Below are 22,075 nucleotides of genomic sequence, written 5' to 3'. Positions count from 1 at the left end.
TCCTCAAGCGCGGTCCGACGGATTGCCGGGCATAAGATCATAGGGGTGTTTCCAGCCGGGTGTTTCGCTGATGCGCGTCAGCCAGGCGTCGATATTTGGGTAGTCCTTGCGGTCAAAGCCAAAAGGTTCGGGGTAATAGAGATAGCCGCAGCAAGAGAGATCGGCATTGGTGATCCCGGTGCCGACAATCCAGTCGCGACCCTCAAGATGGGCGTTCAGCGTGGCATAGGCCGCCTTGAGCCGCCCCTGCATAAAGCCGATAACCTGTTCGGGGCGCTTGTCCTCGGGCAGGAAATTCATCAGGAACCGAGTCATGCCGGCCTGGCTGGAGAGTTTGTGGTTGTCCCACAGTACCCAGCGTAGCACCTCGTATTTGTCCTCAGGCGCGCCACCGAATTTGCCCGATTTGTCGGTGATATACTGCTGGATAACGCCGGATTGCGACAGCCGGATGTCGCCGTCTTCGAGCACTGGGGCTTCGCCCATGACGTTCATCTCGCGAAACTCCGGCGCGCGGCCCGCTCCGGCAAAGAAATCGACAAAGACCGGCTCCCAATCCAGGCCGGAAAGCTCCAGCGCCAAGGCCGCCTTGTAGGCGTTGCCGCTTTCGCCAAAGCAATGCAGTTTGATGGTCATCTTCTTCTCTCCCTCGCCGGATAGGCGTTTACAGTGAGCGTGAGATCAACTCTTTCATGATCTCATTGGTGCCACCGTAGATGCGCTGAACCCGCGCGTCAGTCCACATTTCCGCGACCGCATATTCCTGCATGAAGCCATAGCCGCCGTGCATTTGCAGACATTCGTCCAGCACTTCACCTTGGGCATCCGTGGTCCAATATTTGGCCATGGCCGCTTTTTCCACGGTCAGCTTGCCTTGCAGGTGCTCGACCATGCATTCGTCCAGAAAGGCGCGAGCCACTTTGGTTTTGGTCAGGCATTCCACCAGTTTGAACCGGGTGTTCTGGAACTGGGTGAGTGGCCCGCCAAAGGCTTCGCGCTCTTTGCAGTATTCAATGGTCCGGGCGACTGCGCCTTCCATGGCGCCAACGGCACCACAGGCGATGATCAGACGTTCCTGCGGCAGCTGCTGCATCATCTGATAAAAGCCCTTGCCCTCTTCCTGACCAAGAATGTTTTCTGGCGGCACTTCGACATTGTCGAAGAACAGCTCTGATGTGTCCGCCGCGTGCAGACCGATTTTGTCGAGGTTGCGGCCGCGCGAAAATCCTTCGGCACCGTCGGTTTCCACGGCCACCAGTGACACACCCTTGGAGCCGAGGCTGGGGTCGGTTTTGGCCGCCACCAGAATGAGGTTGGCGTGCTGACCATTGGTAATAAAGGTTTTTTGCCCAGACAAACGGTAGGCATTGCCGTCGCGCAGTGCCTTGGTCTTGATCCGTTGCACGTCTGATCCTGTCGAGGGCTCGGTCATCGCCAAAGCCCCCACGAGCTCACCGCTGATCATCTTGGGCAGCCAGCGTTTTTTCTGCTCTTCGGTGCCATATTGCAGGATGTAATGGGCAACAATTCCGGAATGAATCCCATGGCCCCAGCTGGCCAGGTTAGCGCGGCTGCCTTCGATCAGGATGGCGGCCTCGTGGCCGAAATCGCCACCAACGCCGCCGTATTCTTCGGGGATCGAGGGGCACAGCAGGCCAAGCTCGCCAGCCTGGTTCCAGGTCTCGCGATCCATCATGCCCTGCTTGCGCCAGCTTTCGTATTTCGGCATCCATTCATTGGTGATGAACTGGGCGGTCATGTCGGCCAACATCTGGTGTTCGTCGGTCATCCAGGCGGAACGGGTTTCGCTCGTCATTTTTCTCCCTTTGGCCCGTCCTATGCGCGATGTCGCGCCGGGCCCTTATTTTTTGCGGCTCTCCAGCGCGCTGTTGAACAGTCGCAGCCGGTGGCCCAGGTTTTCCTTGTCCGTCACGCTGTCGAAATGTTCGAACAGGAATGACAGCGCTTCGCCTTCATCCAGTCCGGCCTCGGATGCAAAGCGTTTGAGCCTACGATAGCCGTCTTCCGTCATGGCGACGGGAAAGCGGCGGGTAAGGCGGAAACGTTTTGGCATTGGGGGCTCCTTTTGGTCTTGTGTCACAGCCCCCGGACCGGTTGAGGCTCCCCCTGGTTTAGGCAGGGGAGGCCCCGAGGTTTTCCATATGGATCAGAAGCTTGCCGCGTCCAAAGCCATCACCGTATCAGCACCGGTTTCGATCCGGGCCAGGTGCAGTTTGGTGGCGGGCAGCCTGCGTGCCATATAGTACCGGCCGGTGGCGATTTTTGTCTCATAGAACGCCGCGTCAGAGGTGCCCGCGTCAAGCGATTCCGTAGCGGCTTTTGCCATCTGCGCCCAGACCAGGCCAAGGCAGACGTGGCCAAACAAATGCATGAAGTCGTTGGAGCCGGACAGGGCATTGTTGGGATTCTTCATGCCGTTTTGCATGAAATACATCGATGCAGCCTGCAGATCCTTCGATGCGGCTTTCAGCGGCGCGATGAAGTCCTTGGCAAAGCCTTCGTTCAGCTCGGCGTTGTCCTTGCAAAAGTTTTTGACCAGTTCAAAGAAGGCCATCAGGTGCTTGCCGCCATCCACGGCCAGCTTGCGGCCAACCAGATCCAGCGCCTGCACGCCATTGGCGCCTTCATAGATCTGCGCGATACGGGCGTCGCGAGTGTACTGGCTCATGCCATGTTCTTCGATATAGCCGTGGCCACCAAAGACTTGCTGTGCCTTCACAGTCATGTCGTAGCCTTCGTCGGTCAAAAAGCCCTTGATCACGGGCGTTAGCAGCGACACCAAGCCGTCGGCGTCCTTGTTGCCGTCACGGTGCGCTTGGTCAATCATCTGCGCGCCCCAGAGCAAGAAGGCACGACCGCCTTCGACAAAGCTTTTCTGGTCCATCAGCGAGCGGCGGATGTCGGGGTGCACGATCAGCGGATCAGCCGGGCCATCGGGGTTCTTGACGCCGGTGACATCACGACCCTGCAGACGGTCCTTGGCGTATTCAACGGCGTTCTGATAGGCGGCTTCGGCCTGGGACACACCCTGCATGCCGACACCCAGACGGGCCTCGTTCATCATGGTGAACATGGCGCGCATGCCTTTGTGTTCGGTGCCCAGCAGATAGCCAGTTGCCTCGTCGTAGTTCATCACGCAGGTCGAATTGCCGTGGATGCCCATTTTCTTTTCGATATTGCCAACGGTGACACCGTTGCGCTCTCCGACTGAACCATCGTCGTTGACGATGAACTTCGGCACGATGAACAGGCTGACACCTTTGATGCCATCAGGGCCGCCGGGGATTTTGGCCAGCACCAGATGGATCACATTGTCGGACATGTCGTGATCACCCGCCGAGATAAAGATCTTCTGGCCGGAAACCTTGTAGCTGCCGTCGTCCTGCGGTTCTGCCTTGGTGCGCATCAGGCCCAGATCGGTGCCGCAATGCGGCTCGGTCAGGTTCATGGTACCGGTCCATTCGCAAGATACCATCTTGGGCAGATAGGTGTCTTTTTGCGCGTCAGTACCATGCGCCAGAATGGCTGAGGCCGCCCCATGGGTCAGGCCCTGATACATCACAAAAGCCTGGTTCGCCGAAGAGAACATCTCGCCCACGGCGGTGCCAAGCACATAGGGCATGTTCTGGCCGCCATATTGTTCCGGCATATCCAGCCCGGTCCAGCCGCCGTCCTTGACCTGCTCAAACGCGGCCTTAAAACCGGTGGGGGTGTAGACCACGCCGTTTTCCAGGCGGCAGCCCTCCTGATCGCCGACGACATTCAGCGGATGCAGGACTTCGGCGCTGATCTTGCCGGCTTCTTCCAGGATGGCGCCAGTAAAGTCGCGCTCCAGCTCATCATAGCCGGGGGTGCTGGCCTCGGAGACTTTCAGAACGTCATGCAGGATGAACTGGGTGTCTTTGGTGGGAGCTGTATAGACGGGCATCGCGGTCCTCGTTGGTGGCTAACTGTTATAAACTTGGGGCTGCCCATTCGGGCAGCGGCATGGGTCGGTAGGGGCCGTTATTCGGCGGCCTCCTGATCGGATTTCATCGAGGCGATGACTTTTTCGCCCCATTTCAATTGTTCTTTCAGCTCGTCGATGGCCTCGTTCAGCTCATCACGCTGGCGCACCATGTCCGCCAGGCGGTCACAGGCAATCTCATAGGTGCGCGACAGCTGGGTGATCTGCTGGTCGCCAATATGGTAAAGATCCAGCAATTGGCGGATCTCTTCGAGGCTGAAGCCAAAGCGTTTGCCGCGCAGGATCAGCTTTAGCCGGGCGCCGTCACGTTTGGTGAACAGGCGCTTTTGGCCGTCCCGAATGGGAAACAGCAGTTCCTTGGCTTCGTAAAACCGCAGGGTGCGGGGTGTTACCCCATAGGAGTCACACATTTCGCGGATCGATTTGGTGTCTTCGGTCTTGTCAGTCATCGTCGTCACTCTTTTCGGCCTCAGTCTGTGGCAGGTCGCCTTTACAAGCTGAGCCGGTCTGTTCGGATTTACAACAGTATCTTGACGTTGACGTAAGCTGTACGCTGCGTCACTTGCGAGCTTGACGTAGCTGCCAGCAATTTTGACGCGGCGTCGGTTGAGTGTGGCGCAACGTTTTTGCCTGCCAGCCAGTCGCCAACCAGTCGCCAGCCGGTCGTATGGGCAGCAATCCGGAAGGGAATTCGGCGAGAATCCGAAGGCAAGAATTCGCAAGCGCGGGGGCTCTAGGACTGGAAACTGGGACGGTAAATAGTCTGGAGGAATGACATGTCGAAATTGATCTGGCCCAGCCTGAGACATCAGACTGGGCCAGTATCTTGGTGCGTGTTCCTGGTCCGCCAATTCAGGTCAGGACCAAGCTGTCTATTTCAAAAGGCTATGTGTCGTTGCGCGCAGGCTGCTCAGCTCGTCCAGTGCTTCGTCCAGCTGTTCGCGCTGCTTGTGCAGCTCTCCCATCTGACGGTCGGCCATTTCGATAAAGGCCTGCATCTGGGCCTGGTTGCCCTCATTTTCGTAGATCAAAAGCCACTGCCGGATTTCTTCCAGCTGAAAGCCGAACCTGCGCCCGCGCAGAATCAGTTTCATCCGTGCCCGCTCGCGCGCACCGTAAAACCGAGACCGCCCTTCGCGGTCTGGCTGCAGCAATTCGATATACTCATAATAACGCAAGGTTCGCGGCGTAACGTCAAACGCCGCGCACATTTCCTTGAATGACAATCTTGCTTCGGTCATCCATCATCTCCCTCGCGCGCAACCTATGCATTCGCATGCAGCTGTGCAACCACCCTCGGTGCTGCAGGCTTGCTCTTTGTTTCAGGGGGGGCCACTAATGAGCGCAAGCCAAGACAGGAAACAGCTATATGGCAGATAAAACCAAGCTCGCACGGCAATTCATCGAAGCCATCCCCCACGCCAAGGAACTTGGCCTGGTGTTGCAGGATATCGGCGATGGAATGGCCCGTATTTCAATGCCTTATGATGAAAAGTTGATCGGCGATCCCAAGACGGGCGTGATCCATGGCGGGGCGGTTTCTGCCTTGATGGATACCTGTTGCGGGGCTGCGGTGATGAGTCACCCATCGGCCCCCGGCGGCACCGCAACCATCGATCTGCGCATCGACTACATGCGCGCGTCCACTCCCGGCCAGACCATCACTACCAAAGCCACCTGTCATCACATTACCCGCAGCGTCGCCTTTGTGCGCGCGGTTGCGATGGATGACGATACCGACCGCCCCGTCGCCACTGCAGCCGGCGCCTTTACCGTGGAGCAAGGATTTTGAGCCGTCCCCGTCCTGAACCTATTCAAGTGGTCAAGCAGCGCCGCGACGCAGCACTGAATGCGCTGCTCGAATCCGTGCCCTACATCCGGTTTCTCGATGTCAGTTTTGACCGGCGTGGAGATGAGTTGACCGCGCAGCTGAACTTCAATGACAAACACATTGGCAATCCGTTTCTGCCCGCCATTCACGGCGGGGTGACGGCGGCGTTCCTTGAGATCACCGCCATGGTAACGCTGAACTGGTCACATCTTTGGGAGCGCATCGAAAGCGGCGCGCTGGACCCCGATGAAATGGCCAAAGGCAATCTGCCGCGCCAGCCCAAGACCATTGATTTCACCGTGGATTACCTGCGCTCGGGCCTGCCGCGCGACGCCTATGCCCGTGCCACCATCAGTCGCGCCGGGCGCCGCTATGCCTCGGTCCACGTCGAGGCCTGGCAGGATCACAAGGACAAACTGTTTGCCCAGGGCTCCGGCCATTTTGTGATGCCGCAGGACAAGGTAGAAAAAAAGTAGGGGCCTCTTAGGGGGCTGCCTGCTTTCGCCCTGTCGGTTTCATATTCCGCTGGGCGAAAGCTTGCCAACACGTAGAAAGAGCAGAAAGAAGAGTGCAGATGGCCCAGATGCAGGCGGAGATCACCCATGCACGGGTGCTCAAGATCGCTGTGCCGATCGTGCTGTCCAATGCCACCGTGCCGATCCTGGGTGCGGTGGATACCGGTGTAGTCGGCCAGATGGGGCAGGCGGCTCCGATCGGGGCGGTTGGCATCGGCGCGGTGATCCTGGCGACGCTCTATTTCATCTTTGGTTTTTTGCGCATGGGCACCACCGGATTGGTGGCGCAGGCGCGTGGTGCCGGAGACTGGGCGGAAACGGGCGCCTTGCTGATGCGCGGCCTGTTGCTGGCTGCCGCGGCCGGCATGGGTTTTATTCTGCTGCAGTCCGGGTTGTTCTGGGGCGCTTTTGCGATCGCCCCTGCCAGTGCCGAGGTCGAGACTTTGGCCCGCGACTACATGCAAATTCGAATCTGGGGGGCGCCTGCGACGATTGCGCTTTATGCGGTGACCGGCTGGCTGATTGCAGTGGAAAAGACCCGTGCGGTCTTTGTGCTGCAAATCTGGATGAACAGCCTCAACATCGGGTTGGATCTGTGTTTCGTACTGGGGCTGGACTGGGGCGTTGAGGGCGTGGCGCTGGCCACCCTCATCGCCGAATGGTCCGGCCTTGCGCTGGGGCTTTGGCTGTGTCGCGAGGCCTTTGCCGGCAATCAGTGGCGCGACTGGCCACGGGTGTTTGACCCCGAGCGGATCCGGCGTATGGCGGCGGTGAATGGTGATATCATGGTGCGCTCGGTGTTGCTGACAGGATCCTTCACCACCTTTATGTTTATCGGTGCAGACTTTGGCGATGTGACGCTGGCGGCCAATCAGGTGTTATTGCAATTTGTCGAGATCACCGCCTTTGCGCTGGATGGCTTTGCCTTTTCCGCCGAAGCGCTGGTGGGGGCGGCTCTGGGCGCTGGTCAGCGGCAGAACCTGCGCCGTGCCGCCTGGATCTCTGCGCAATGGGGGATCGCGGCGGCTATCTTGCTCGGGGCGGTTTTTGCCCTGGGTGGGCCGTTTCTGATCGATTTGATGGCCACAGCACCCGACGTGCGCGCCGAGGGGCGCAGCTATCTGGGCTGGGCGGCGCTGCTGCCGCTGATATCCGTAGCAAGCTATATGTACGATGGCATCTACATAGGCGCCACCTGGACGCGGGATATGCGGGTGGCGATGCTGCAGTCGGTTGCGCTGTATGTTCTGGCGCTGCTGGTTCTGGTGCCAAGTCTGGGCAACCATGGTCTCTGGGCTGCTTTGATGCTGCTCAATCTTGCCCGCGCGGTCACGCTGGGGCTGCGCTATCCAAGACTGGAGGCGACGGTCGGGGCCTGACCCCGCCCGCGCAGTGTTTTTATTTGGTGTTTCTCTATTCGGCAGCCTGCGCTGCTGGTTCGAACGACGCATCCTGCTGCGCCAGCCAGATCTGAAAGTCGCGAATGGTGCCCTCATAGTCTTCACCAGCCAGCGGCCCGGTCTGGGCATGTTGTGATTTCAGCGCCAGCTGCATGCGCTCCAGCTTTTCACGGTCCTCGCGATTGACCTCTTCCCAGAGCTTGACGCGCGCCTGAATGGTTTCTGCGTCCAGATCATCGCCATAGGTGGACATGGTCCATTTCACCCGGATCAGATCGGCTGCCAGTGGAAAGATCGAGATCGACACCAAAAGGCTGGCGGCCTGGCTGGCCACCTGGGTCGGGAACCGCGCAAACAGCGAAGACCGTTGGCGTTCGTCAGATGTGAGCCCCGGAGCACCCAGACCACGGGATTCAATCCCATCGGGGTAGTTGGCACAATAGGAGGTATAGCCAGGCCCCGACACGGATTTCTTCGCCAGGCCCGTCGGGGTGTAGCCATGCAGGGTCTGCGGATGGACCACCGACAGATGATAGCCTTCCATGAAATTCTCGACGAGACATTTCCAGTTGGTGTGCCAGTTTTCCTCGGCGGTATGGACGACCCTGAAACTTTCGGTCTCATAGGGGGCCAGAAGGCTGTCCAAGGGATCGCTCTCGCTGCCAAAGGGGGCGGCGTCGGCGTCAAGGCTGCAGTAGATGAAACCCTGCCATATCTGCATGTTATGCCCATGCAGGCGGCAGGCTTTGGCGTCAAAGCCGGCGTTTTCCATCCGCGCCGCCCGCAACAAAGCCCCGTCGCGGCCATACATCCAGGCATGATAGGAGCAGATGAAACGTTTTACGTTGCCGCGCCCTTCGGCCAGCGGCATGCCGCGATGGCGGCAGACATTGGCAAGAATGCGGATCTGATCGTCATCGCCACGCACCACGATTAGTGGCTCATCCAGCAATTGAACGGTGAAAAAATCACCTGGCTCAGGGATTTCATCAGCGCGTCCCAGACAGTGCCAACCCTGGCGCAACACCGTGGCTTTCTCCCATTCGAACTGCTGCTGCGAAGTATAAAATGCCCCCGGCATGCCCATGGGCCGGTCGGCCGGCAAGGCCGCCAGTTCCTGCAATGTTGTCCTCAAATCGCGCATGGCGTCCTCCCTTGTTGTCGTCACTTTTGGCCTTGTTGTCGTCACTTTTGGGCATGGCTCTGGCTTCGCAAAGACATGCGGCTTGGTTTTGCGCCGCCCGGAGGCTGCGCAAGAGTGTTTTGATCTTTGTTTTTGGCTTGCGGCGAGACTAGCCCGCTTTGCCCGCCTCGATGCGCCCCATTAGATACTGCGCAAAGTCGTAATTGGGCCGTTCCAGATGCGACAGATGGCCGGGTGCTGCCTTACCTGACGAGAGCCCGTTGAAAACCTTCTCGGTGCAGCCACGATCTTCGACGTTGACGTCATCCAACAGGGCTTTCAGGTCTGCAAAATTCTGTTCCATATCAGTGTCATCAGCGAAATCATTGGACATGCCGCCGCCAAAACGGATGTGCACCTGGCCGGGACCTTTGGGGTGCAGGCTGAGATACCAGAAATAGCCGGGCGTCAGGGTGATCAACAGCGATGGATACAGCGCCAGCAGATAGGTGGTGCGGCGTGCGTCCCCCTCCAGCCGCGTGTTCTTGTCATGCGCCATGGCGATGCGCAGGCTCTCGTCCTTGAGGATGGTGTGATAGTTGAACGCATCCTCGCCGGGCGGGCAGATCATGTCTTCGAGCTTGCTGAGGCCCCCGATGGTGCCTGCATGGCAGACTGGCAGGTGGTAGCTCTCCATGAAGTTTTCGGCCAGTACCTTCCAGTTGGTGTCCCAGACGTGCTCTTCATAAAAGGCTTCGGTGTAGTTGGTCATGTCGTAGCCCGCGATCATCTCGGCGACCTGCGACAGCTGGTCAGCAACCGGTGCGGCGTCCTGGTTCAGGGTGATAAAGACCCAGCCCAGCCATTCTTCGCAGCGGACCTGCGGCAACTGATACTGGTCCTTGCAGAACCCCTCGTTCAGGGTCATCGCCGGGGCGCCGCGTAGGGATCCGTCCAGATTGTAGGTCCAGGCATGGTAGGGACAGACGATGGCGCGAGCAGTACCGCGGCCATGCAACAGGGTCGACATCCGGTGCAGGCAGACGTTGGAGAGCGCGCGCAGATCGCCATCACGGTCGCGGATCACCAGAACCGGCTGCCCGGCCAAATCGCAGGTGGTATAGTCGCCGGGGTTGGCCAGACTGTCGGCGCGTCCGACACAGAACCACTCCTTGGAAAACACATGCGCCAGTTCCTCGTCGAGGAAGGCCTGCGTTGTGTAGACTTCGGGCGGCATGGCGCGGGCTGTCTCAAACGGCTGCGCGGTGTTCTGGCGCAATGCCTCTACCGGATCGATGTGATCTTTTGCCATGCCTTGGGTCTCCTTGGGGCAGATGAGGGGCGGTCGCCAGTGGCGGCTGCGGTTTTTCTGTGCCCCGATCAGGGCTTTCCGACAGCTTTCGCTGCTAGATCCGATGGACGAAAGAAGGATCTTTCTTAGTCTTGATTTGGCCTTTCCTAAGCTGCGGTTTCTCCGAATAAAGCCGATGAAATCCAGTGTTTCTGGCTCAAAAAAGACGCCGATGTCGCGATTGAGCGAGAGAGGCAGCTTTGCCGTGCCGCGTATCTTGCGGATGGAAAACACACCAGTTCACTTCGATGTTTTTGCCGCGCTGCTGCAGGCGCTGTTCAGGGTTCACCAAAGCCATGAGGCGCTGCGTCGCTTTGCCCCCATGCCGCCGGATCTGGGCAGCACAGCCGGTGGAGGTCGTCCACAAGGGCGCCACTGCCCTGCTACAGCGCGAAGGCGGGTTTGGCAGCAGTGCACTGGCGGATCTGCAAGCAGCAGTGGTTGCAGCCGGGCAGGTAGCACAGTGGCGCGAACACTACCGCGCCGAGGAGGTCGGTCAGGATTTCCTCGACCGTTTTGGCTGTTATCCGATAATTGGTGAGGGTGGCCCCTATAGCAGTGCAGCCTTGCGCGCCTGGATCGTCTACATGCCGCCGCATCTTTATTACCCTTGGCACGAACATCAGGCCGCAGAGCTTTACCTGATCATTTCCGGCAGCGCGGTGTTTCGCAAAGAGGGCAGTGCCGATGTGACGCTTCGGTCAGGGGATACGGTGTTTCACGGGCGCAACCAGCCCCATGCGACGGAAACCGGAGCTGATCCGGTGCTTTGTCTGGTGCTGTGGCGAGATGATTTCGAACACGCACCGATGCTGTCCGATCTGGTAAAACTGCAAAGGGACAGGGCGCAGCTCGCTCTGCCGCGGGTTCTTACGGCACAATAGGGTTTACTGCCCAAGAGCGAGGCACGCTTGGGCAGCGAGACGGAACGTCACAGCAGCGCTTCAATCGCCTCGGTTGGGCGGCCGATTGCGGCTTTGCCGTCTTTGACTGCAATGGGGCGTTCGATCAGGATCGGATGGGCCACCATAGCCGCGAGCAGTTCTGCCTCGGCGCTGGTCTTGCTGAGGCCCAACGCCTTGAAGGTCTTTTCACCAGTTCGCATCATTTCAAAGGCCGACATCCCCAAAGCATCCCGCAAAGCGGTGACCTCTTGCAGGCTGGGGGCGTCTTGCAGATAGAGGCGCAGCTGATGTTCAGCTCCGCGCTCTTGTAGCAGGGCAAGCCCTGCACGGGATTTTGAACAGCGCGGATTGTGCCAATAGGTGATCATAGCCAGTGCCCTCGTTTGCAGCCTACAGCGTCCGCGACATTGGCAAAGCCGTCGCGCGCCAGCAGATCGTCCAGACCGCGGGCAATGTCACCGGCGAGCGACAGTCCGCCATAGACCATGGCGGTATAGAGTTGAACCGCCGAGGCCCCGGCGCAGATCTTAGCATAGGCCTGTTCAGCATTGGAAATGCCACCGACGCCAATTAGTGGCACCGTCCCATTCAGCAGTTCAGACAGCTGCGCCAGCACGCGGGTGGATTTTTCAAACAGGGGCGCGCCGGACAGGCCGCCGGCCTCATCGCGGTGCAGGCTCTGCAACCCCTCGCGCGACAGGGTCGTATTGGTGGCAATGACCGCGTCAATGCCCACGTCCTGCGCGACGGCGGCGATGTCTTCGATGCCCTCGCGGTCCAGATCGGGCGCGATTTTCAAAAACACCGGCACCCGGCGCGCCAGCCCGTCTCGGGTCTCGATGACACCGCGCAGCAGTGCCGAAAGAGCGGCCTTGCCCTGCAGATCGCGCAGCTTTTCGGTATTGGGCGACGACACATTGACGGTGGCAAAATCCAGATGCGCGCCGCAATGGGCCAGTACGCGGGCAAAATCTGCGGCGCGATCATCGCTGTCCTTGTTGGCGCCAAGGTTGAGGCCAATGACGGCATCCTTGGGACGTTTGGCCAATCGCGCGGCAATCACCTCCATGCCTTCGTTGTTGAAGCCAAAGCGGTTGATGGCGGCGCGATCCTCGGACAGGCGGAACAGGCGCGGCTTTGGATTGCCGGGCTGCGGACGCGGGGTTGCAGCGCCCACCTCGATAAAGCCGAAACCGGCACGCGACAGCGGTGTCAGCGCCTCGGCATTTTTGTCAAAGCCCGCGGCCAAGCCAACAGGATTGGGCAGATCAATTCCTGCAATCTGTGTTTTCAATCGTGCCGATGTCACCGGGCCTGGGGCCGGGGCGAGACCGGAGGTTAGCGCCTTGATCGACAGGCTATGGGCCGTTTCGGGATCTACCCTGTGCAGCGCCTTCAGCGCCAGTTTTTCGGTCAGTTTCATCCGAATGTCGCTCCGGTATTGCCGGGTTTGGTGCGGATCAGGCGCGAGGTCGCAACCGCCGCCTGCCGATGTACCACGGCTTTTTGGTAATCAGGGTTGGAGACCATGGCCAAAAAGGCATGGGCATCCGGGTAGCGGGCGACAAAGACTTCGTCCCAGGCTTCATCCGTGGGGCCAATCAGGGTGGTCTCGAAACCGCCACGCCAGATGATCTGGCCACCCAGATTGGCAAAGATCGGTCCGGTGTCGCGACCATAGTTTTTATAGGCCTCAGCCCCTGTCAGGCCCTTGTCGGCCAGCGCATGTCCGGCAGGGTAGGCGGCAATACCGCGAAACTTCACCAGATTGAGCATCTCGATCGGGTGACCACGCTCCAGCGCCTTGAAGGCATCGAACTGGTCGCGGTTCGGGTCTAGGTGTCCGCTCATACCATTGCGTCCGGGAATTGGTGCACGCCACCCTGCAGTGGCAGGGGCTTGGCCCAGAGCACCTCGGCCAGGGTCATCTTGCGATAGAGATGGGGAAATAGCGCATCATTGCGCGAGACTTCCCATTTTAGCGCATCTCCCAGAGAGTCGGCCTCAAAGGCCAGTAACCACAGCCCTTCGGCATCGGCGAAATGCTTGGCTGCGGTCTCGGCGGCCTGAGTGGCCGTAGAAAAGTGAATGAAACCATCGCTCAGATCGATGGGCGCGCCAAGGGTTTCGCCTTGGGACTGGAAGGCCGACCATTCATCGGCGCGAAGGATTTTATAGATCAGCATGAGGGTCTGATGCCCCGCTGACGATTTGGAATCAAGCCCTGTTGCCGTGCAAAGCCGGACCCGGAGCGGGTGGAAACCCGGAAAGGTTGTTTTTCCCCTTTGACTGGCGCGTGCTTTAGTCGCACGATCAGGGCAAAGAAAAACAACGGGAGTGATTATGATGTTCACGCGTTTCCTCACCACGGTCACGGCATTTGGTTTGACAGCCGGTATGGCGGCGGCTGACTACAAGCTGACGATCCTGCACACCAATGATTTCCATTCGCGGTTTGAGCCGATCAGCAAATATGACAGCGGCTGCCGTGAAGGGGACAATGCCGAAGGCAAGTGCTTTGGCGGCTCTGCCCGTCTGGTGACAGCCCTGGCCGATGCCCGCCGCCGCAGCAATAATTCCATTCTGGTGGATGGCGGTGATCAGTTTCAGGGTTCGCTGTTTTATACCTACTACAAAGGCAAAGTCGCGGCCGAGATGATGAACAAGATGGGCTATGATGGCATGACCGTCGGCAACCATGAGTTCGACGATGGTCCCGAAGTGTTGCGTGGTTTTATGGATGCGGTGGAATTCCCGGTGCTGATGTCCAATGCCGATGTGTCAGCCGAGCCGCATCTGGCCGACGTGCTGCAGAAATCCACGGTGATCGAGCGCGGCGGCGAAAAGATCGGTCTGATCGGTCTGACCCCCGAAGATACCCATGATCTGGCCAGCCCCGGTAAGAATATTTCGTTCTCAGACCCCGTGGCAGCCGTGCAGGGGGAGGTAGATCGCCTGACAGCGCTGGGCGTCAACAAGATCGTGGTGCTGAGCCATTCCGGCTATCGGGTTGATCAGGAGGTTGCGGCCCAGACCCGGGGCGTAGATGTGATCGTTGGGGGTCATTCCAATACCTACCTGTCCAACCAGTCCGAAAAAGCTGCCGGGCCATACCCGACCATGGTCAATGGCGTGGCCATCGTGCAGGCCTATGCCTATGGCAAATTCCTTGGTGAGTTGAACGTTACCTTTGATGACGCGGGCAACATCAAAGTGGCCGCAGGCGAGCCGCTGATCATGGATGGCAACGTGGTTGAGGATAGCGATACCCTAGCCCGCATCGGAGAGCTGGCCCAGCCGCTCGACGAGATCCGCAACAAGGTGGTGGCTGAGACCGCCGCCGCCGTTGAAGGCGACCGGACTGTTTGCCGCATTCAGGAATGCCAGATGGGCAATCTGGTGGCCGATGCCATGTTGCAGCGGGTCAAGGATCAGGGCGTGACCATTGCCATCGCCAATTCCGGCGGCATTCGCGCCAGTCTGGAACCCGGCGCTGTCACCATGGGCGAAGTCCTGACTGTGCTGCCGTTTCAGAACACCCTGTCGACATTCGAAATCTCGGGCGAAGGCCTGATTGCAGCGCTGGAAAATGGCGTCAGCCAAGTTGAAGAGGTCAAGGGGCGCTTTCCGCAGGTCGCGGGGCTGAAGTTCAGCTGGGATGCCTCAGTCGCGCCAAACGAAGGCCGGGTGCAGGAGGTCATGGTCGCCACTGACGCAGGCTTTGCGCCGATTGATGCTGCCAAGACCTATCTGGTTGTCACCAACAACTACGTGCGCAATGGTGGCGATGGTTACAAGATCTTTGCCGGTGAAGACAAGAATGCCTATGATTTTGGCCCAGATCTGGCGGATGTTCTGGCGGAATATCTCGCCGCGCAGGGCCCGTATCAGCCCTATGTCGATGGCCGTATCAGTCAGAAATGATAGGTTGAACAGTTGTTTCGCGCGCGAAACAGCTGAACAGAAAGTAAACTGGCCGGTCGTTGAGCGGCGTGGATCATAAAAGCCCCGTCTGAAAGCCTTCTGTGTGCTGGCGGGGCTTTTCCTTTGGCGCCTTTCTTGTCAGATTGGCGGTATGGATGATCACCCGCTTTCCGCTCTTATCAACGCTCGGATCACTGCCGCTCAGGAGGCGGGGGAGTTTGATGACCTGCCCGGCGCAGGCAAGCCATTGCCACGGATTTCGGATCCCCAAGGGGAGGTGTTCAACCGGATGCTGCGCGATGCAGGGGCGGTGCCGGAGTTTGTCGCCTTGGCACGCGAGTTGACGCACCTGCGGGCCGAGCTGCAAGAGACGGGTGATCGCAGCCGTCGGCGCGACATTCTGAAAGAGATGTCGATGATGGAGGTGCGGATTGATTTGGCGCGCCAGACGTACAAGCCTTAAGCGGCAGATCAGATCAGGTCTGAAGCTGGGCCTGTTTGGTCGCCCTGTTGCTGCAGGCGCTTGAAACTCATGGAAATATGCGCGCGCTGGATATGGGCCACGGCCTCCAGATCGCCGCTGTGCAGGGCCAGTGATATCGCCTCCAGCTCATGTTGGAAAATGCGAAACTCTGCCCGCAGGTCCAGCTGGGCATCCATCGCAGTTCTCAGCCAGATCCGTTTGGTTTGAAAATATAGCCGTTCCAGCGTTTGGCGCAGGGGAAGGTTCGCGGTCAGCTCCAGCAGGGTCTGAAACACATCAATATCGAACTGAGTGAATTCATGCGGCGTGCCAGAGGCCATGATCTCGGCTCCGCGGGCGATCAGCTGATCCAGACGCGCCAGAAAGGCGGCATCGGGCATCACCGGATCCAGACGTCCCGTGAGCTCTGTCAGCTCGACCCGCAGGCGATAGACCTGTGCAAGTTCGGTGATGTCGGCGTCTGTGACCAGGGTGCCAACCCCGTGCCGTGACTGCACCAAGCCTTCGTCTTCGAGCCGGGCCAGCACCCGCCGCAGTGGCGTGCGGCTGGTACCGAATTCTTCGGCGAGTGCTGTTTCAGACAGGCGCATGCCGGGGGGGTAGTGCAACAGGCAGATGCGCTGGCGGATCTCATGGTGCATCGCTGCGTGCCGGTCCCGGACGGTTCCGGACAGATCGGTTTCGGGGGAGCTTGCTGTAGGGTCATCCATGCGACCGTGCCCCCAGCTGAGTTCCCAGTTTGGCCCCGAGGCGTTGCAGCATCACCAGGCACTGGGACAGCTGGTCGACGGCCAAGTATTCATCCGCCTTATGGGCCTGCTCGATAGAGCCGGGGCCACACACGACCACGTCGCTCCCCATGGCCTGAAAAATACCCGCTTCGGTGCCAAAGGCAACCAGATCAGCCCCATTGGCCCCAGTGAGTTCGCTGACAATCCGGCGGGCCTCGTTTTCATCCGTCGGAATAAGCCCTGCGACCTCGCCAATGACCTCCAGTTCGATCGTGGCCTGCGGGTGTACGGCCCGCATGCGGGGCAGCAACTCATTGTCGCAATAGTGGCGCAGGGCCGATTTGACAAAATCCGCATCCGAGGTGCGCACCGGGCGCATTTCCCAATCCACCTGTGCGCGCGAGGCGATGACGTTATGCGCAACGCCGCCATTCAAGGCACCGACATTCACCGTGGTCCAAGGCGGATCAAAGGCACTGTCGGCAGGTGCCAGCCCGCGCAGGCTGTCCTTGAGCTGCAGCAGGCGGTTGACGTATCGCACGGCCATCTCAACCGCATTCACCCCCAGATCCGGGGAGGATCCATGGCCTTCGAGGCCGCAAAAATGGGTGGAGTATTCATAGCAGCCCTTGTGGCCTTCGATGATCCGCATCTCGGTTGGCTCACCAATGATGGTGACACCGGGGATCAGGCCGCGCTTTTGCAGAATCTGCGCCAGATGCTGGGCACCGAAACAGCCGATCTCTTCGTCGTAGGTAAAGGCAAAATGCAGCGGGCGGTCGCGCACCTGCCGGGTAAGGTGCGGCGCCATCGCCAGAGTGGCTGCAATGAAACCCTTCATGTCGCAGCTGCCGCGCCCATAAAGCCTGCCATCGTGTTCTTGCATCACGAAGGGATCACTGGACCAGTTCTGGTCAGTGACGGGCACCACATCGCTATGGCCAGACAGCAATATGCCGCCGTCCACCTCGGGGCCGAGGGTGGCAAAGAGATTGGCCTTGGTGCCGCAGGGGGCGGAAAACACCTCCACCCGGGCACCGGCAGTTTCCAGCAGCTCAGCCGTATAGGCGATCAGTGCCATGTTGCTATCCGCTGACACCGTGGGAAAGGCGATCAGATCGCGCAGCAGGTCCTTGGTGCGGTCAAGATCCGGGTTGATCACAGCTCACCCCTTGACGAAGAGCTTACGCTCAACGTTGCACAGGGTTTCGGCCGGGCCGGTATCAGAGATCAGGATGGTCTCGGTGGTCTCCAGCCCCCAGGTCTCCATCCAGAGTGCGGGCATAAAGTGAAAGGTCATACCCGGCTCCAGCACGGTGGTGTCTTCGCTGCGGATAGACGCACTGCGCTCGCCCCAGTCCGGTGGATAGCTGAGCCCGATAGGATAGCCGCAACGCCCCTCGCGCTGGATGCCGTGTTTTTCCAGCACAGCGAGAAAGGCATTGGCGATGTCGCAGGTGCGATTGCCGGGCTTTGCAGCCTCCAGCCCGGCGGCGATGCCTTCGAGCTGCGCCTGTTCTGCATCCAGCATGGCCTGGGGTGGCTTGCCTAGAAATATAGTTCGGCTGAGCGGGGCGTGATATCGGCGATAACAGCCTGAAAGTTCAAAAAAGGTCGCCTCACCCGCGCGCATGGGGGTGCCGTCCCAGGTCAGATGCGCCGCCGTTGCATCCAGTCCCGAAGGGGTCAGCGGCACGATGGCGGGGTAGTCGCCCCAGTCGTCGTCAACGCCAGTGATCCCGGCGTGAAAGATATCGGCCACCAGATCGTTTTTGCGCAGCCCCGGTTCGGCCTTTTCCAGCGCCAACCGCACCACCTTATCGGTGATGCGGGCGGCCTTGCGGATAAAGGCGATTTCATCGGCGGATTTCACCAGACGCTGCCAGTTCACCAGGGCTGTGGCGTCAACAAACGTGGCCTGCGGCAGTTCTTCGACCAGGACCGCATGGGCCTTGGCGGAGTAATAGTAGTTCTCCATCTCGACGCCGATCCGCGCCTGTTGCGCCCCCAGCGCGCGCAGATGCCCGGCCAGATCCTGCATCGGGTGGCGTTCGGTGGATTGCACATAGTGGTCGCCATAGCCGTGGATACTGTCAGCCTGCATCCAGCAGGTGCGCAGCGCGCCCAGACTGTCCATGTAGCGCCCCCACCAGATCGGGCTGCCCTCCTGTGGCAGAATAACCCCCTGATGCACATAGAAGGACCAGCCATCATAGCCGGTGAGCCAGGCCTGATTGGAGGGGTCGGTGACAAATAGCAGATCAATCCCGGCGCGCTGCATGGCGACGCGGCTCTTGGCGATACGGCGGTCATATTCCGCCTTGCTGAAGGGGGTATTTCCCTGAACCATCTGAGCTGCCCTTTCCGATCTTTTGGCGCATGTTGTGCACAACAATTGCGCTGATGTGTTTTGTTTGGCAAGTTTTCGCCGGATGTGTTGACAATTTCAAGTGATTCAAATGATGTTGTGCACAAATATTCAAATCCTCAAAGTGAGTAAGTGGAAAAACCATGCTGAAGAATGATCAACTGGACAGTTGGGATCGCGACAACTTCTTTCACCCATCGACCCATCTGGCCCAGCATGCGCGCGGTGAAAGCCCGACCCGGGTCATCAAGACGGCCTCTGGTGTTTTCATCGAGGATCGCGACGGCAACCGGCTGCTGGATGCCTTTGCCGGGCTATACTGTGTCAATGTCGGCTATGGGCGTTCTGAAATTGCTGATGCAATTGCAGATCAGGCGCGCGAGCTGGCCTATTATCACGCCTATGTGGGGCACGGCACCGAGGCTTCGATCACCCTGTCAAAGATGATCCTGGATCGCGCGCCCAAGAACATGTCCAAGGTCTATTTTGGCCTGGGCGGGTCGGATGCAAATGAGACCAACGTCAAGCTGATCTGGTATTATAACAATATCCTGGGTCGCCCCGAGAAGAAAAAGATCATCTCGCGCTGGCGTGGCTATCATGGGTCGGGTCTGGTGACCGGATCACTGACCGGGCTGGAGCTGTTTCATAAGAAGTTCGATCTGCCGCTGTCGCAGGTGATCCATACCGAAGCGCCTTATTACTATCGGCGTGAGGATCTGGACCAGAGCGAAGAGCAGTTCGTGGCCCATTGTGTTGCCGAACTCGAAGCGCAAATCGCGCGCGAAGGCGCGGATACCATTGCGGCCTTTATTGGCGAGCCGATACTGGGCACTGGCGGCATTGTGCCACCGCCTGCGGGCTACTGGCCTGCCATTCAGGCGGTGCTGAAAAAGCACGATATCCTGCTGGTCGCCGATGAGGTGGTTACCGGGTTCGGGCGCCTTGGCAGCATGTTTGGCTCTGATCACTACGGGCTGGAGCCGGACCTGATCACCATCGCCAAGGGGCTGACCTCGGCCTATGCACCGCTGTCGGGCTCCATCGTGTCGGACAAGATGTGGAAGGTGCTGGAACAGGGCACCGACGAAAACGGCCCGATCGGCCATGGCTGGACCTATTCGGCCCATCCCATCGGCGCGGCGGCGGGCGTTGCCAACCTGAAATTGCTGGATGATCTGAACCTGATCGGCAATGCCGGTGATGTCGGTGCTTATCTACAAAAAACCATGGCCGAGGCGCTGGGCGATCACCCCAATGTGGGTGATATTCGCGGCGAAGGCATGCTTTGTGCGGTGGAATTCGTCAAGGATCGCGACAACCGCCAGTTTTTTGATGCCACCGACAAGATCGGCCCGCAGGTATCGGCGAAACTGCTGGAGCAGAGCAAGGTCATTGCCCGTGCCATGCCGCAGGGTGACATCCTGGGATTTGCGCCGCCCTTCTGCCTGAGCCGCGTCGAGGCCGACACCGTGGTCGAGGCAACTCAGCGCGCCGTGACCGCCGTTCTGGGCTAACGCAGACTGCGATACAAAAGCCAAAAGGGTTGGGGCCGTCTGGCCCCGACCGAAAGGTAGATCAGATGTGGGTTAGAGCCCGAGGGTAGATCAGGAGGCGCGCATCTCAGGCCACAGGGCAGGGTCGAGACCTTCCAGAAACGGGCGCAGCATCTCGGCGTATTTCGCCCATCCGCCGACCGAGCGTTGATGCACTTTCTGGCGCACCTGGGTCGCGCTGAGGGTCAGAATGGGCTGGTCTGCCGCCCCGGGGTTCATCATTTCGGGATACCAGTTAAGCCCGGTAAAGGCCGCGATACGCCGACTTTCCCCTTCGATGTCGCCGGTCAGATCCTCGTAGCGCACAGACAGGATCTGTTCGGGAAAGAGGCGCTGCCAATGGGCGACCATCTCTGCGTGTAGATTGAAGCGTTCAGCCATGGCCGCCAGATCGTAGCTATAGGCCAGAGCCTGGCCTGAAAAATGCGCCTGCCACATCGACAGGGCAATATCACGGGCATCGCGCCGCATGCACAGGATGCGACAGTTGGGAAAGGCTTTGATGAGATAGCCGATGTAGCGGTAGTTCTCTGGCATTTTGTCGCTATAGGCCTGTATCTCTGGCGGCAGGTCAGGCAGCCGCAGGCTATAGGCCTCCCCAAAATCCTGCTGGGCTGCACCGTCAAAAGGGTGTGCTGCATCCAGATAGGGCCTCAACAAGGCACCGGCAGCGGCGCGTTCTCCCAGCGGAGCCACATGTGGATGCGCGCCAAGCACAGCTTCGGCCAATGTGGTGCCCGACCGTGGCAATCCGGTGATGAATATCGCCCGGCGCTCGCTGTTGGACAGCTGATGGGCAGACGTCGCCGTAGGGGCCCGTTGGGATGTGTCGGAGCTGGATGAGGATGAAATCGACGGCAGTGGAAACTGCTGCAGGATGGCCTTTGTCTGGTGCCTGTCAGCCACGGAATCGTAGGCGAACTGGCCTGCCATATCCGCATTGGCGCGTGACAGATGGCTGGCAAATTTTTGCAGATCCTGACGCAGTCGGGCTAGGTGGGCGAGACCAAAGTTCAGCCGGGCGCGATCTTCGCTGGCCCGGGAAAAGACCTTTAATGCACTGTGCAGTGGGGCCAGCAGGGCTTGGGCCTCTTCGCCTTTTGACAGGAGCGCCAGGTGTTCCAGCGCTTCGGGCTGGCCGGGGGTATGTGCCAGGATCTGGCGATAGCGCTGCCTGGCGGCCTCCGCATCACCCTGTTCAATGTGCAGCGCTGCTTGCCGTAGATTGGCCCCGAGATGTTGCGGGGCCAGTGCCAAGGCCTGCGTGATCACCGCCTGCGAGTCCTGATGCCTTGTTTGTCGTGCCAGTGGCTGGCTGATGTTGACCAGGGCTTCGACGTCATTCGGGTTTGCTTGCAGCGCGGCCTCAAAATCCGTCAGGGCTTCCATCTCCTGGCCTTGAGCAGACCGGATCAAGGCGCGCAGATTGTAATTGCGGCCCTGATCCGGGGCAAGGTCAATGGCGGAGGTCAGGCAGGTTTCGGCCTCTGCGAGGCGACCTGTCGACCAAAGCGCCTGCGCCTTGAGGTAGAGCACCTCCGGGTGATCGGGCAGGGCTGCCAGAACATAGTCCAGCTGAGGCAATGCCTTGTCCGGCTGCCCCATCAGAATCAGGGTTTGCGCGAGGTTTTTGCGGGCGTCATGAAACGTCGGATCTTGGGTGAGGGCTTTTTTGAACATCGGCAGGGCGTCGCGCGGGCGTTCAAGCCCACAAAGCGCAATAGCGGCCAGATTGGCAACACTTGCTGGTGCCGCCTTGTCTTTCAGCAAGGGCTTGACCTGTTTCAGAACCGATTTGAATCTGCCCTGGTTGAGTTCTGCAGAGATGGCGTCAAGATTGATCGAGCCAGTTCTGGCTTTGACAGGGCGATTGGGCATTGTGAGAGGTCCGCAGATTGA

The 22,075-nt window shown here is 59.4% G+C and carries 23 protein-coding genes; 7 read left to right on the top strand and 16 right to left on the bottom strand.

The features are described 5' to 3' along the window. Positions 1 to 3: 3 nt before the first annotated feature. The 6 genes from PH5382_RS00780 to PH5382_RS00755 all read right to left on the bottom strand — a co-directional run bounded on the left by PH5382_RS00780 (position 4) and on the right by PH5382_RS00755 (position 5,229). Positions 4 to 636 carry a glutathione S-transferase family protein gene (locus PH5382_RS00780; RefSeq protein ID WP_058332437.1) on the bottom strand — a complete coding sequence of 211 codons (633 nt, stop codon included), beginning with the start codon at positions 634 to 636 and terminating at the stop codon, positions 4 to 6. 28 nt (positions 637 to 664) lie between these two features. After that, on the bottom strand, positions 665 to 1,816 hold the full coding sequence (locus tag PH5382_RS00775) for an acyl-CoA dehydrogenase family protein (RefSeq protein WP_058332436.1): 1,152 nt from the start codon (positions 1,814 to 1,816) through the stop codon (positions 665 to 667). Positions 1,817 to 1,861: 45 nt separating this feature from the next. Next, positions 1,862 to 2,074, bottom strand: a complete 213-nt coding sequence (locus PH5382_RS00770) for a hypothetical protein (RefSeq protein ID WP_058332435.1) — start codon at positions 2,072 to 2,074, stop codon at positions 1,862 to 1,864. Positions 2,075 to 2,167: 93 nt separating this feature from the next. Beyond that, complete coding sequence (locus PH5382_RS00765; protein WP_058332434.1) at positions 2,168 to 3,949, bottom strand: acyl-CoA dehydrogenase C-terminal domain-containing protein; 1,782 nt, start codon at positions 3,947 to 3,949, stop codon at positions 2,168 to 2,170. Positions 3,950 to 4,026: 77 nt separating this feature from the next. Next, entirely contained in the window at positions 4,027 to 4,437 is a 411-nt protein-coding gene (locus tag PH5382_RS00760; RefSeq protein WP_058332433.1) for a MerR family transcriptional regulator, read from the bottom strand. Between the two features lie 423 nt (positions 4,438 to 4,860). Then, the gene (locus PH5382_RS00755) at positions 4,861 to 5,229 is read right to left on the bottom strand and encodes a MerR family transcriptional regulator (protein WP_058332432.1); all 369 of its coding nucleotides are present in this window, start codon (positions 5,227 to 5,229) and stop codon (positions 4,861 to 4,863) included. 128 nt (positions 5,230 to 5,357) lie between these two features. Between PH5382_RS00755 and PH5382_RS00750 the strand changes: the two genes are divergently transcribed. From PH5382_RS00750 to PH5382_RS00740, 3 genes are all read left to right on the top strand, one after another. Then, entirely contained in the window at positions 5,358 to 5,780 is a 423-nt protein-coding gene (locus PH5382_RS00750; protein WP_058332431.1) for a PaaI family thioesterase, read from the top strand. Then, positions 5,777 to 6,295, top strand: a complete 519-nt coding sequence (locus PH5382_RS00745; RefSeq protein ID WP_058332430.1) for a PaaI family thioesterase — start codon at positions 5,777 to 5,779, stop codon at positions 6,293 to 6,295. Before PH5382_RS00750 ends, PH5382_RS00745 begins: the two co-directional genes overlap by 4 nt. 98 nt (positions 6,296 to 6,393) lie before the next feature. Continuing rightward, a complete protein-coding gene (locus PH5382_RS00740) occupies positions 6,394 to 7,713 on the top strand; it encodes an MATE family efflux transporter (RefSeq protein WP_058332429.1) in 1,320 nt (439 codons plus the stop codon). A gap of 34 nt (positions 7,714 to 7,747) precedes the next feature. Here PH5382_RS00740 and PH5382_RS00735 read toward each other — a convergent pair whose 3' ends face one another. Both PH5382_RS00735 and PH5382_RS00730 read right to left on the bottom strand, forming a co-directional pair. After that, positions 7,748 to 8,878 carry an aromatic ring-hydroxylating oxygenase subunit alpha gene (locus PH5382_RS00735; protein WP_082645526.1) on the bottom strand — a complete coding sequence of 377 codons (1,131 nt, stop codon included), beginning with the start codon at positions 8,876 to 8,878 and terminating at the stop codon, positions 7,748 to 7,750. A 148-nt stretch (positions 8,879 to 9,026) separates the two neighbouring features. Further along, positions 9,027 to 10,169, bottom strand: coding sequence for an aromatic ring-hydroxylating oxygenase subunit alpha (locus PH5382_RS00730; RefSeq protein ID WP_058332428.1), 1,143 nt, complete (start codon positions 10,167 to 10,169; stop codon positions 9,027 to 9,029). 389 nt (positions 10,170 to 10,558) lie between these two features. Between PH5382_RS00730 and PH5382_RS00725 the strand changes: the two genes are divergently transcribed. Continuing rightward, positions 10,559 to 11,092 carry a dimethylsulfonioproprionate lyase family protein gene (locus tag PH5382_RS00725; protein WP_197409970.1) on the top strand — a complete coding sequence of 178 codons (534 nt, stop codon included), beginning with the start codon at positions 10,559 to 10,561 and terminating at the stop codon, positions 11,090 to 11,092. A gap of 47 nt (positions 11,093 to 11,139) precedes the next feature. On the opposite strand, the gene arsC is transcribed toward PH5382_RS00725, so the two are convergent. From arsC to PH5382_RS00705, 4 genes are read right to left on the bottom strand one after another with little or no spacing between them, the layout of a single operon-like run. Then, positions 11,140 to 11,481, bottom strand: a complete 342-nt coding sequence (gene arsC / locus PH5382_RS00720; RefSeq protein WP_058332426.1) for an arsenate reductase (glutaredoxin) — start codon at positions 11,479 to 11,481, stop codon at positions 11,140 to 11,142. Beyond that, a complete protein-coding gene (locus PH5382_RS00715; protein WP_058332425.1) occupies positions 11,478 to 12,536 on the bottom strand; it encodes a quinone-dependent dihydroorotate dehydrogenase in 1,059 nt (352 codons plus the stop codon). The genes arsC and PH5382_RS00715 overlap by 4 nt, the downstream gene beginning before the upstream one ends. Continuing rightward, positions 12,533 to 12,964 (bottom strand): DUF1330 domain-containing protein, encoded by a 432-nt coding sequence (locus PH5382_RS00710; RefSeq protein WP_058332424.1) that lies wholly within the window; start codon positions 12,962 to 12,964, stop codon positions 12,533 to 12,535. The genes PH5382_RS00715 and PH5382_RS00710 overlap by 4 nt, the downstream gene beginning before the upstream one ends. Next, positions 12,961 to 13,299 (bottom strand): DUF952 domain-containing protein, encoded by a 339-nt coding sequence (locus PH5382_RS00705; RefSeq protein ID WP_058332423.1) that lies wholly within the window; start codon positions 13,297 to 13,299, stop codon positions 12,961 to 12,963. Before PH5382_RS00705 ends, PH5382_RS00710 begins: the two co-directional genes overlap by 4 nt. 160 nt (positions 13,300 to 13,459) lie before the next feature. Here PH5382_RS00705 and PH5382_RS00700 point away from each other — a divergent pair, with 160 nt between their 5' ends. Together PH5382_RS00700 and PH5382_RS00695 are read left to right on the top strand one after the other, a co-directional pair. After that, positions 13,460 to 15,037: a bifunctional metallophosphatase/5'-nucleotidase gene (locus PH5382_RS00700; protein ID WP_058332654.1), complete on the top strand. Its 1,578-nt coding sequence runs from the start codon at positions 13,460 to 13,462 to the stop codon at positions 15,035 to 15,037. 151 nt (positions 15,038 to 15,188) lie between these two features. Then, positions 15,189 to 15,500: a DnaJ family domain-containing protein gene (locus PH5382_RS00695; protein WP_058332653.1), complete on the top strand. Its 312-nt coding sequence runs from the start codon at positions 15,189 to 15,191 to the stop codon at positions 15,498 to 15,500. Positions 15,501 to 15,508: 8 nt separating this feature from the next. Here PH5382_RS00695 and PH5382_RS00690 read toward each other — a convergent pair whose 3' ends face one another. From PH5382_RS00690 to PH5382_RS00680, 3 genes are read right to left on the bottom strand one after another with little or no spacing between them, the layout of a single operon-like run. Further along, positions 15,509 to 16,231: a GntR family transcriptional regulator gene (locus PH5382_RS00690; RefSeq protein ID WP_058332422.1), complete on the bottom strand. Its 723-nt coding sequence runs from the start codon at positions 16,229 to 16,231 to the stop codon at positions 15,509 to 15,511. After that, positions 16,224 to 17,411, bottom strand: coding sequence for an acetylornithine deacetylase (gene argE, locus PH5382_RS00685; RefSeq protein WP_058332652.1), 1,188 nt, complete (start codon positions 17,409 to 17,411; stop codon positions 16,224 to 16,226). The genes PH5382_RS00690 and argE overlap by 8 nt, the downstream gene beginning before the upstream one ends. Positions 17,412 to 17,417: 6 nt before the next feature. Next, entirely contained in the window at positions 17,418 to 18,602 is a 1,185-nt protein-coding gene (locus PH5382_RS00680; RefSeq protein ID WP_058332421.1) for a M24 family metallopeptidase, read from the bottom strand. Positions 18,603 to 18,763: 161 nt separating this feature from the next. Here PH5382_RS00680 and PH5382_RS00675 point away from each other — a divergent pair, with 161 nt between their 5' ends. Next, positions 18,764 to 20,137: an aspartate aminotransferase family protein gene (locus PH5382_RS00675; RefSeq protein WP_058332420.1), complete on the top strand. Its 1,374-nt coding sequence runs from the start codon at positions 18,764 to 18,766 to the stop codon at positions 20,135 to 20,137. A 90-nt stretch (positions 20,138 to 20,227) separates the two neighbouring features. Here the strand turns inward: PH5382_RS00675 and PH5382_RS00670 are convergent, their stop codons facing one another. Beyond that, positions 20,228 to 22,054 (bottom strand): tetratricopeptide repeat-containing sulfotransferase family protein, encoded by a 1,827-nt coding sequence (locus PH5382_RS00670; RefSeq protein ID WP_058332419.1) that lies wholly within the window; start codon positions 22,052 to 22,054, stop codon positions 20,228 to 20,230. Positions 22,055 to 22,075 lie beyond the last annotated feature (21 nt).

This window comes from Phaeobacter sp. CECT 5382 (genome assembly GCF_001457775.1).
Taxonomy (GTDB): domain Bacteria; phylum Pseudomonadota; class Alphaproteobacteria; order Rhodobacterales; family Rhodobacteraceae; genus Pseudophaeobacter.
Note: the sequence above shows the minus strand (reverse complement) of the source record. Positions and strands in the feature narration are given on the sequence as shown.

Coding starts and splice junctions, on each gene's coding strand:
- PH5382_RS00780 (WP_058332437.1), bottom strand. CDS start 636: ATGACCATCAAACTGCATTGCTTTGGCGAAAGCGGCAACGCCTACAAG.
- PH5382_RS00775 (WP_058332436.1), bottom strand. CDS start 1,816: ATGACGAGCGAAACCCGTTCCGCCTGGATGACCGACGAACACCAGATG.
- PH5382_RS00770 (WP_058332435.1), bottom strand. CDS start 2,074: ATGCCAAAACGTTTCCGCCTTACCCGCCGCTTTCCCGTCGCCATGACG.
- PH5382_RS00765 (WP_058332434.1), bottom strand. CDS start 3,949: ATGCCCGTCTATACAGCTCCCACCAAAGACACCCAGTTCATCCTGCAT.
- PH5382_RS00760 (WP_058332433.1), bottom strand. CDS start 4,437: ATGACTGACAAGACCGAAGACACCAAATCGATCCGCGAAATGTGTGAC.
- PH5382_RS00755 (WP_058332432.1), bottom strand. CDS start 5,229: ATGACCGAAGCAAGATTGTCATTCAAGGAAATGTGCGCGGCGTTTGAC.
- PH5382_RS00750 (WP_058332431.1), top strand. CDS start 5,358: ATGGCAGATAAAACCAAGCTCGCACGGCAATTCATCGAAGCCATCCCC.
- PH5382_RS00740 (WP_058332429.1), top strand. CDS start 6,394: ATGGCCCAGATGCAGGCGGAGATCACCCATGCACGGGTGCTCAAGATC.
- PH5382_RS00735 (WP_082645526.1), bottom strand. CDS start 8,878: ATGCGCGATTTGAGGACAACATTGCAGGAACTGGCGGCCTTGCCGGCC.
- PH5382_RS00730 (WP_058332428.1), bottom strand. CDS start 10,169: ATGGCAAAAGATCACATCGATCCGGTAGAGGCATTGCGCCAGAACACC.
- arsC (WP_058332426.1), bottom strand. CDS start 11,481: ATGATCACCTATTGGCACAATCCGCGCTGTTCAAAATCCCGTGCAGGG.
- PH5382_RS00715 (WP_058332425.1), bottom strand. CDS start 12,536: ATGAAACTGACCGAAAAACTGGCGCTGAAGGCGCTGCACAGGGTAGAT.
- PH5382_RS00710 (WP_058332424.1), bottom strand. CDS start 12,964: ATGAGCGGACACCTAGACCCGAACCGCGACCAGTTCGATGCCTTCAAG.
- PH5382_RS00705 (WP_058332423.1), bottom strand. CDS start 13,299: ATGCTGATCTATAAAATCCTTCGCGCCGATGAATGGTCGGCCTTCCAG.
- PH5382_RS00700 (WP_058332654.1), top strand. CDS start 13,460: ATGTTCACGCGTTTCCTCACCACGGTCACGGCATTTGGTTTGACAGCC.
- PH5382_RS00695 (WP_058332653.1), top strand. CDS start 15,189: ATGGATGATCACCCGCTTTCCGCTCTTATCAACGCTCGGATCACTGCC.
- PH5382_RS00690 (WP_058332422.1), bottom strand. CDS start 16,231: ATGGATGACCCTACAGCAAGCTCCCCCGAAACCGATCTGTCCGGAACC.
- PH5382_RS00680 (WP_058332421.1), bottom strand. CDS start 18,602: ATGGTTCAGGGAAATACCCCCTTCAGCAAGGCGGAATATGACCGCCGT.
- PH5382_RS00675 (WP_058332420.1), top strand. CDS start 18,764: ATGCTGAAGAATGATCAACTGGACAGTTGGGATCGCGACAACTTCTTT.
- PH5382_RS00670 (WP_058332419.1), bottom strand. CDS start 22,054: ATGCCCAATCGCCCTGTCAAAGCCAGAACTGGCTCGATCAATCTTGAC.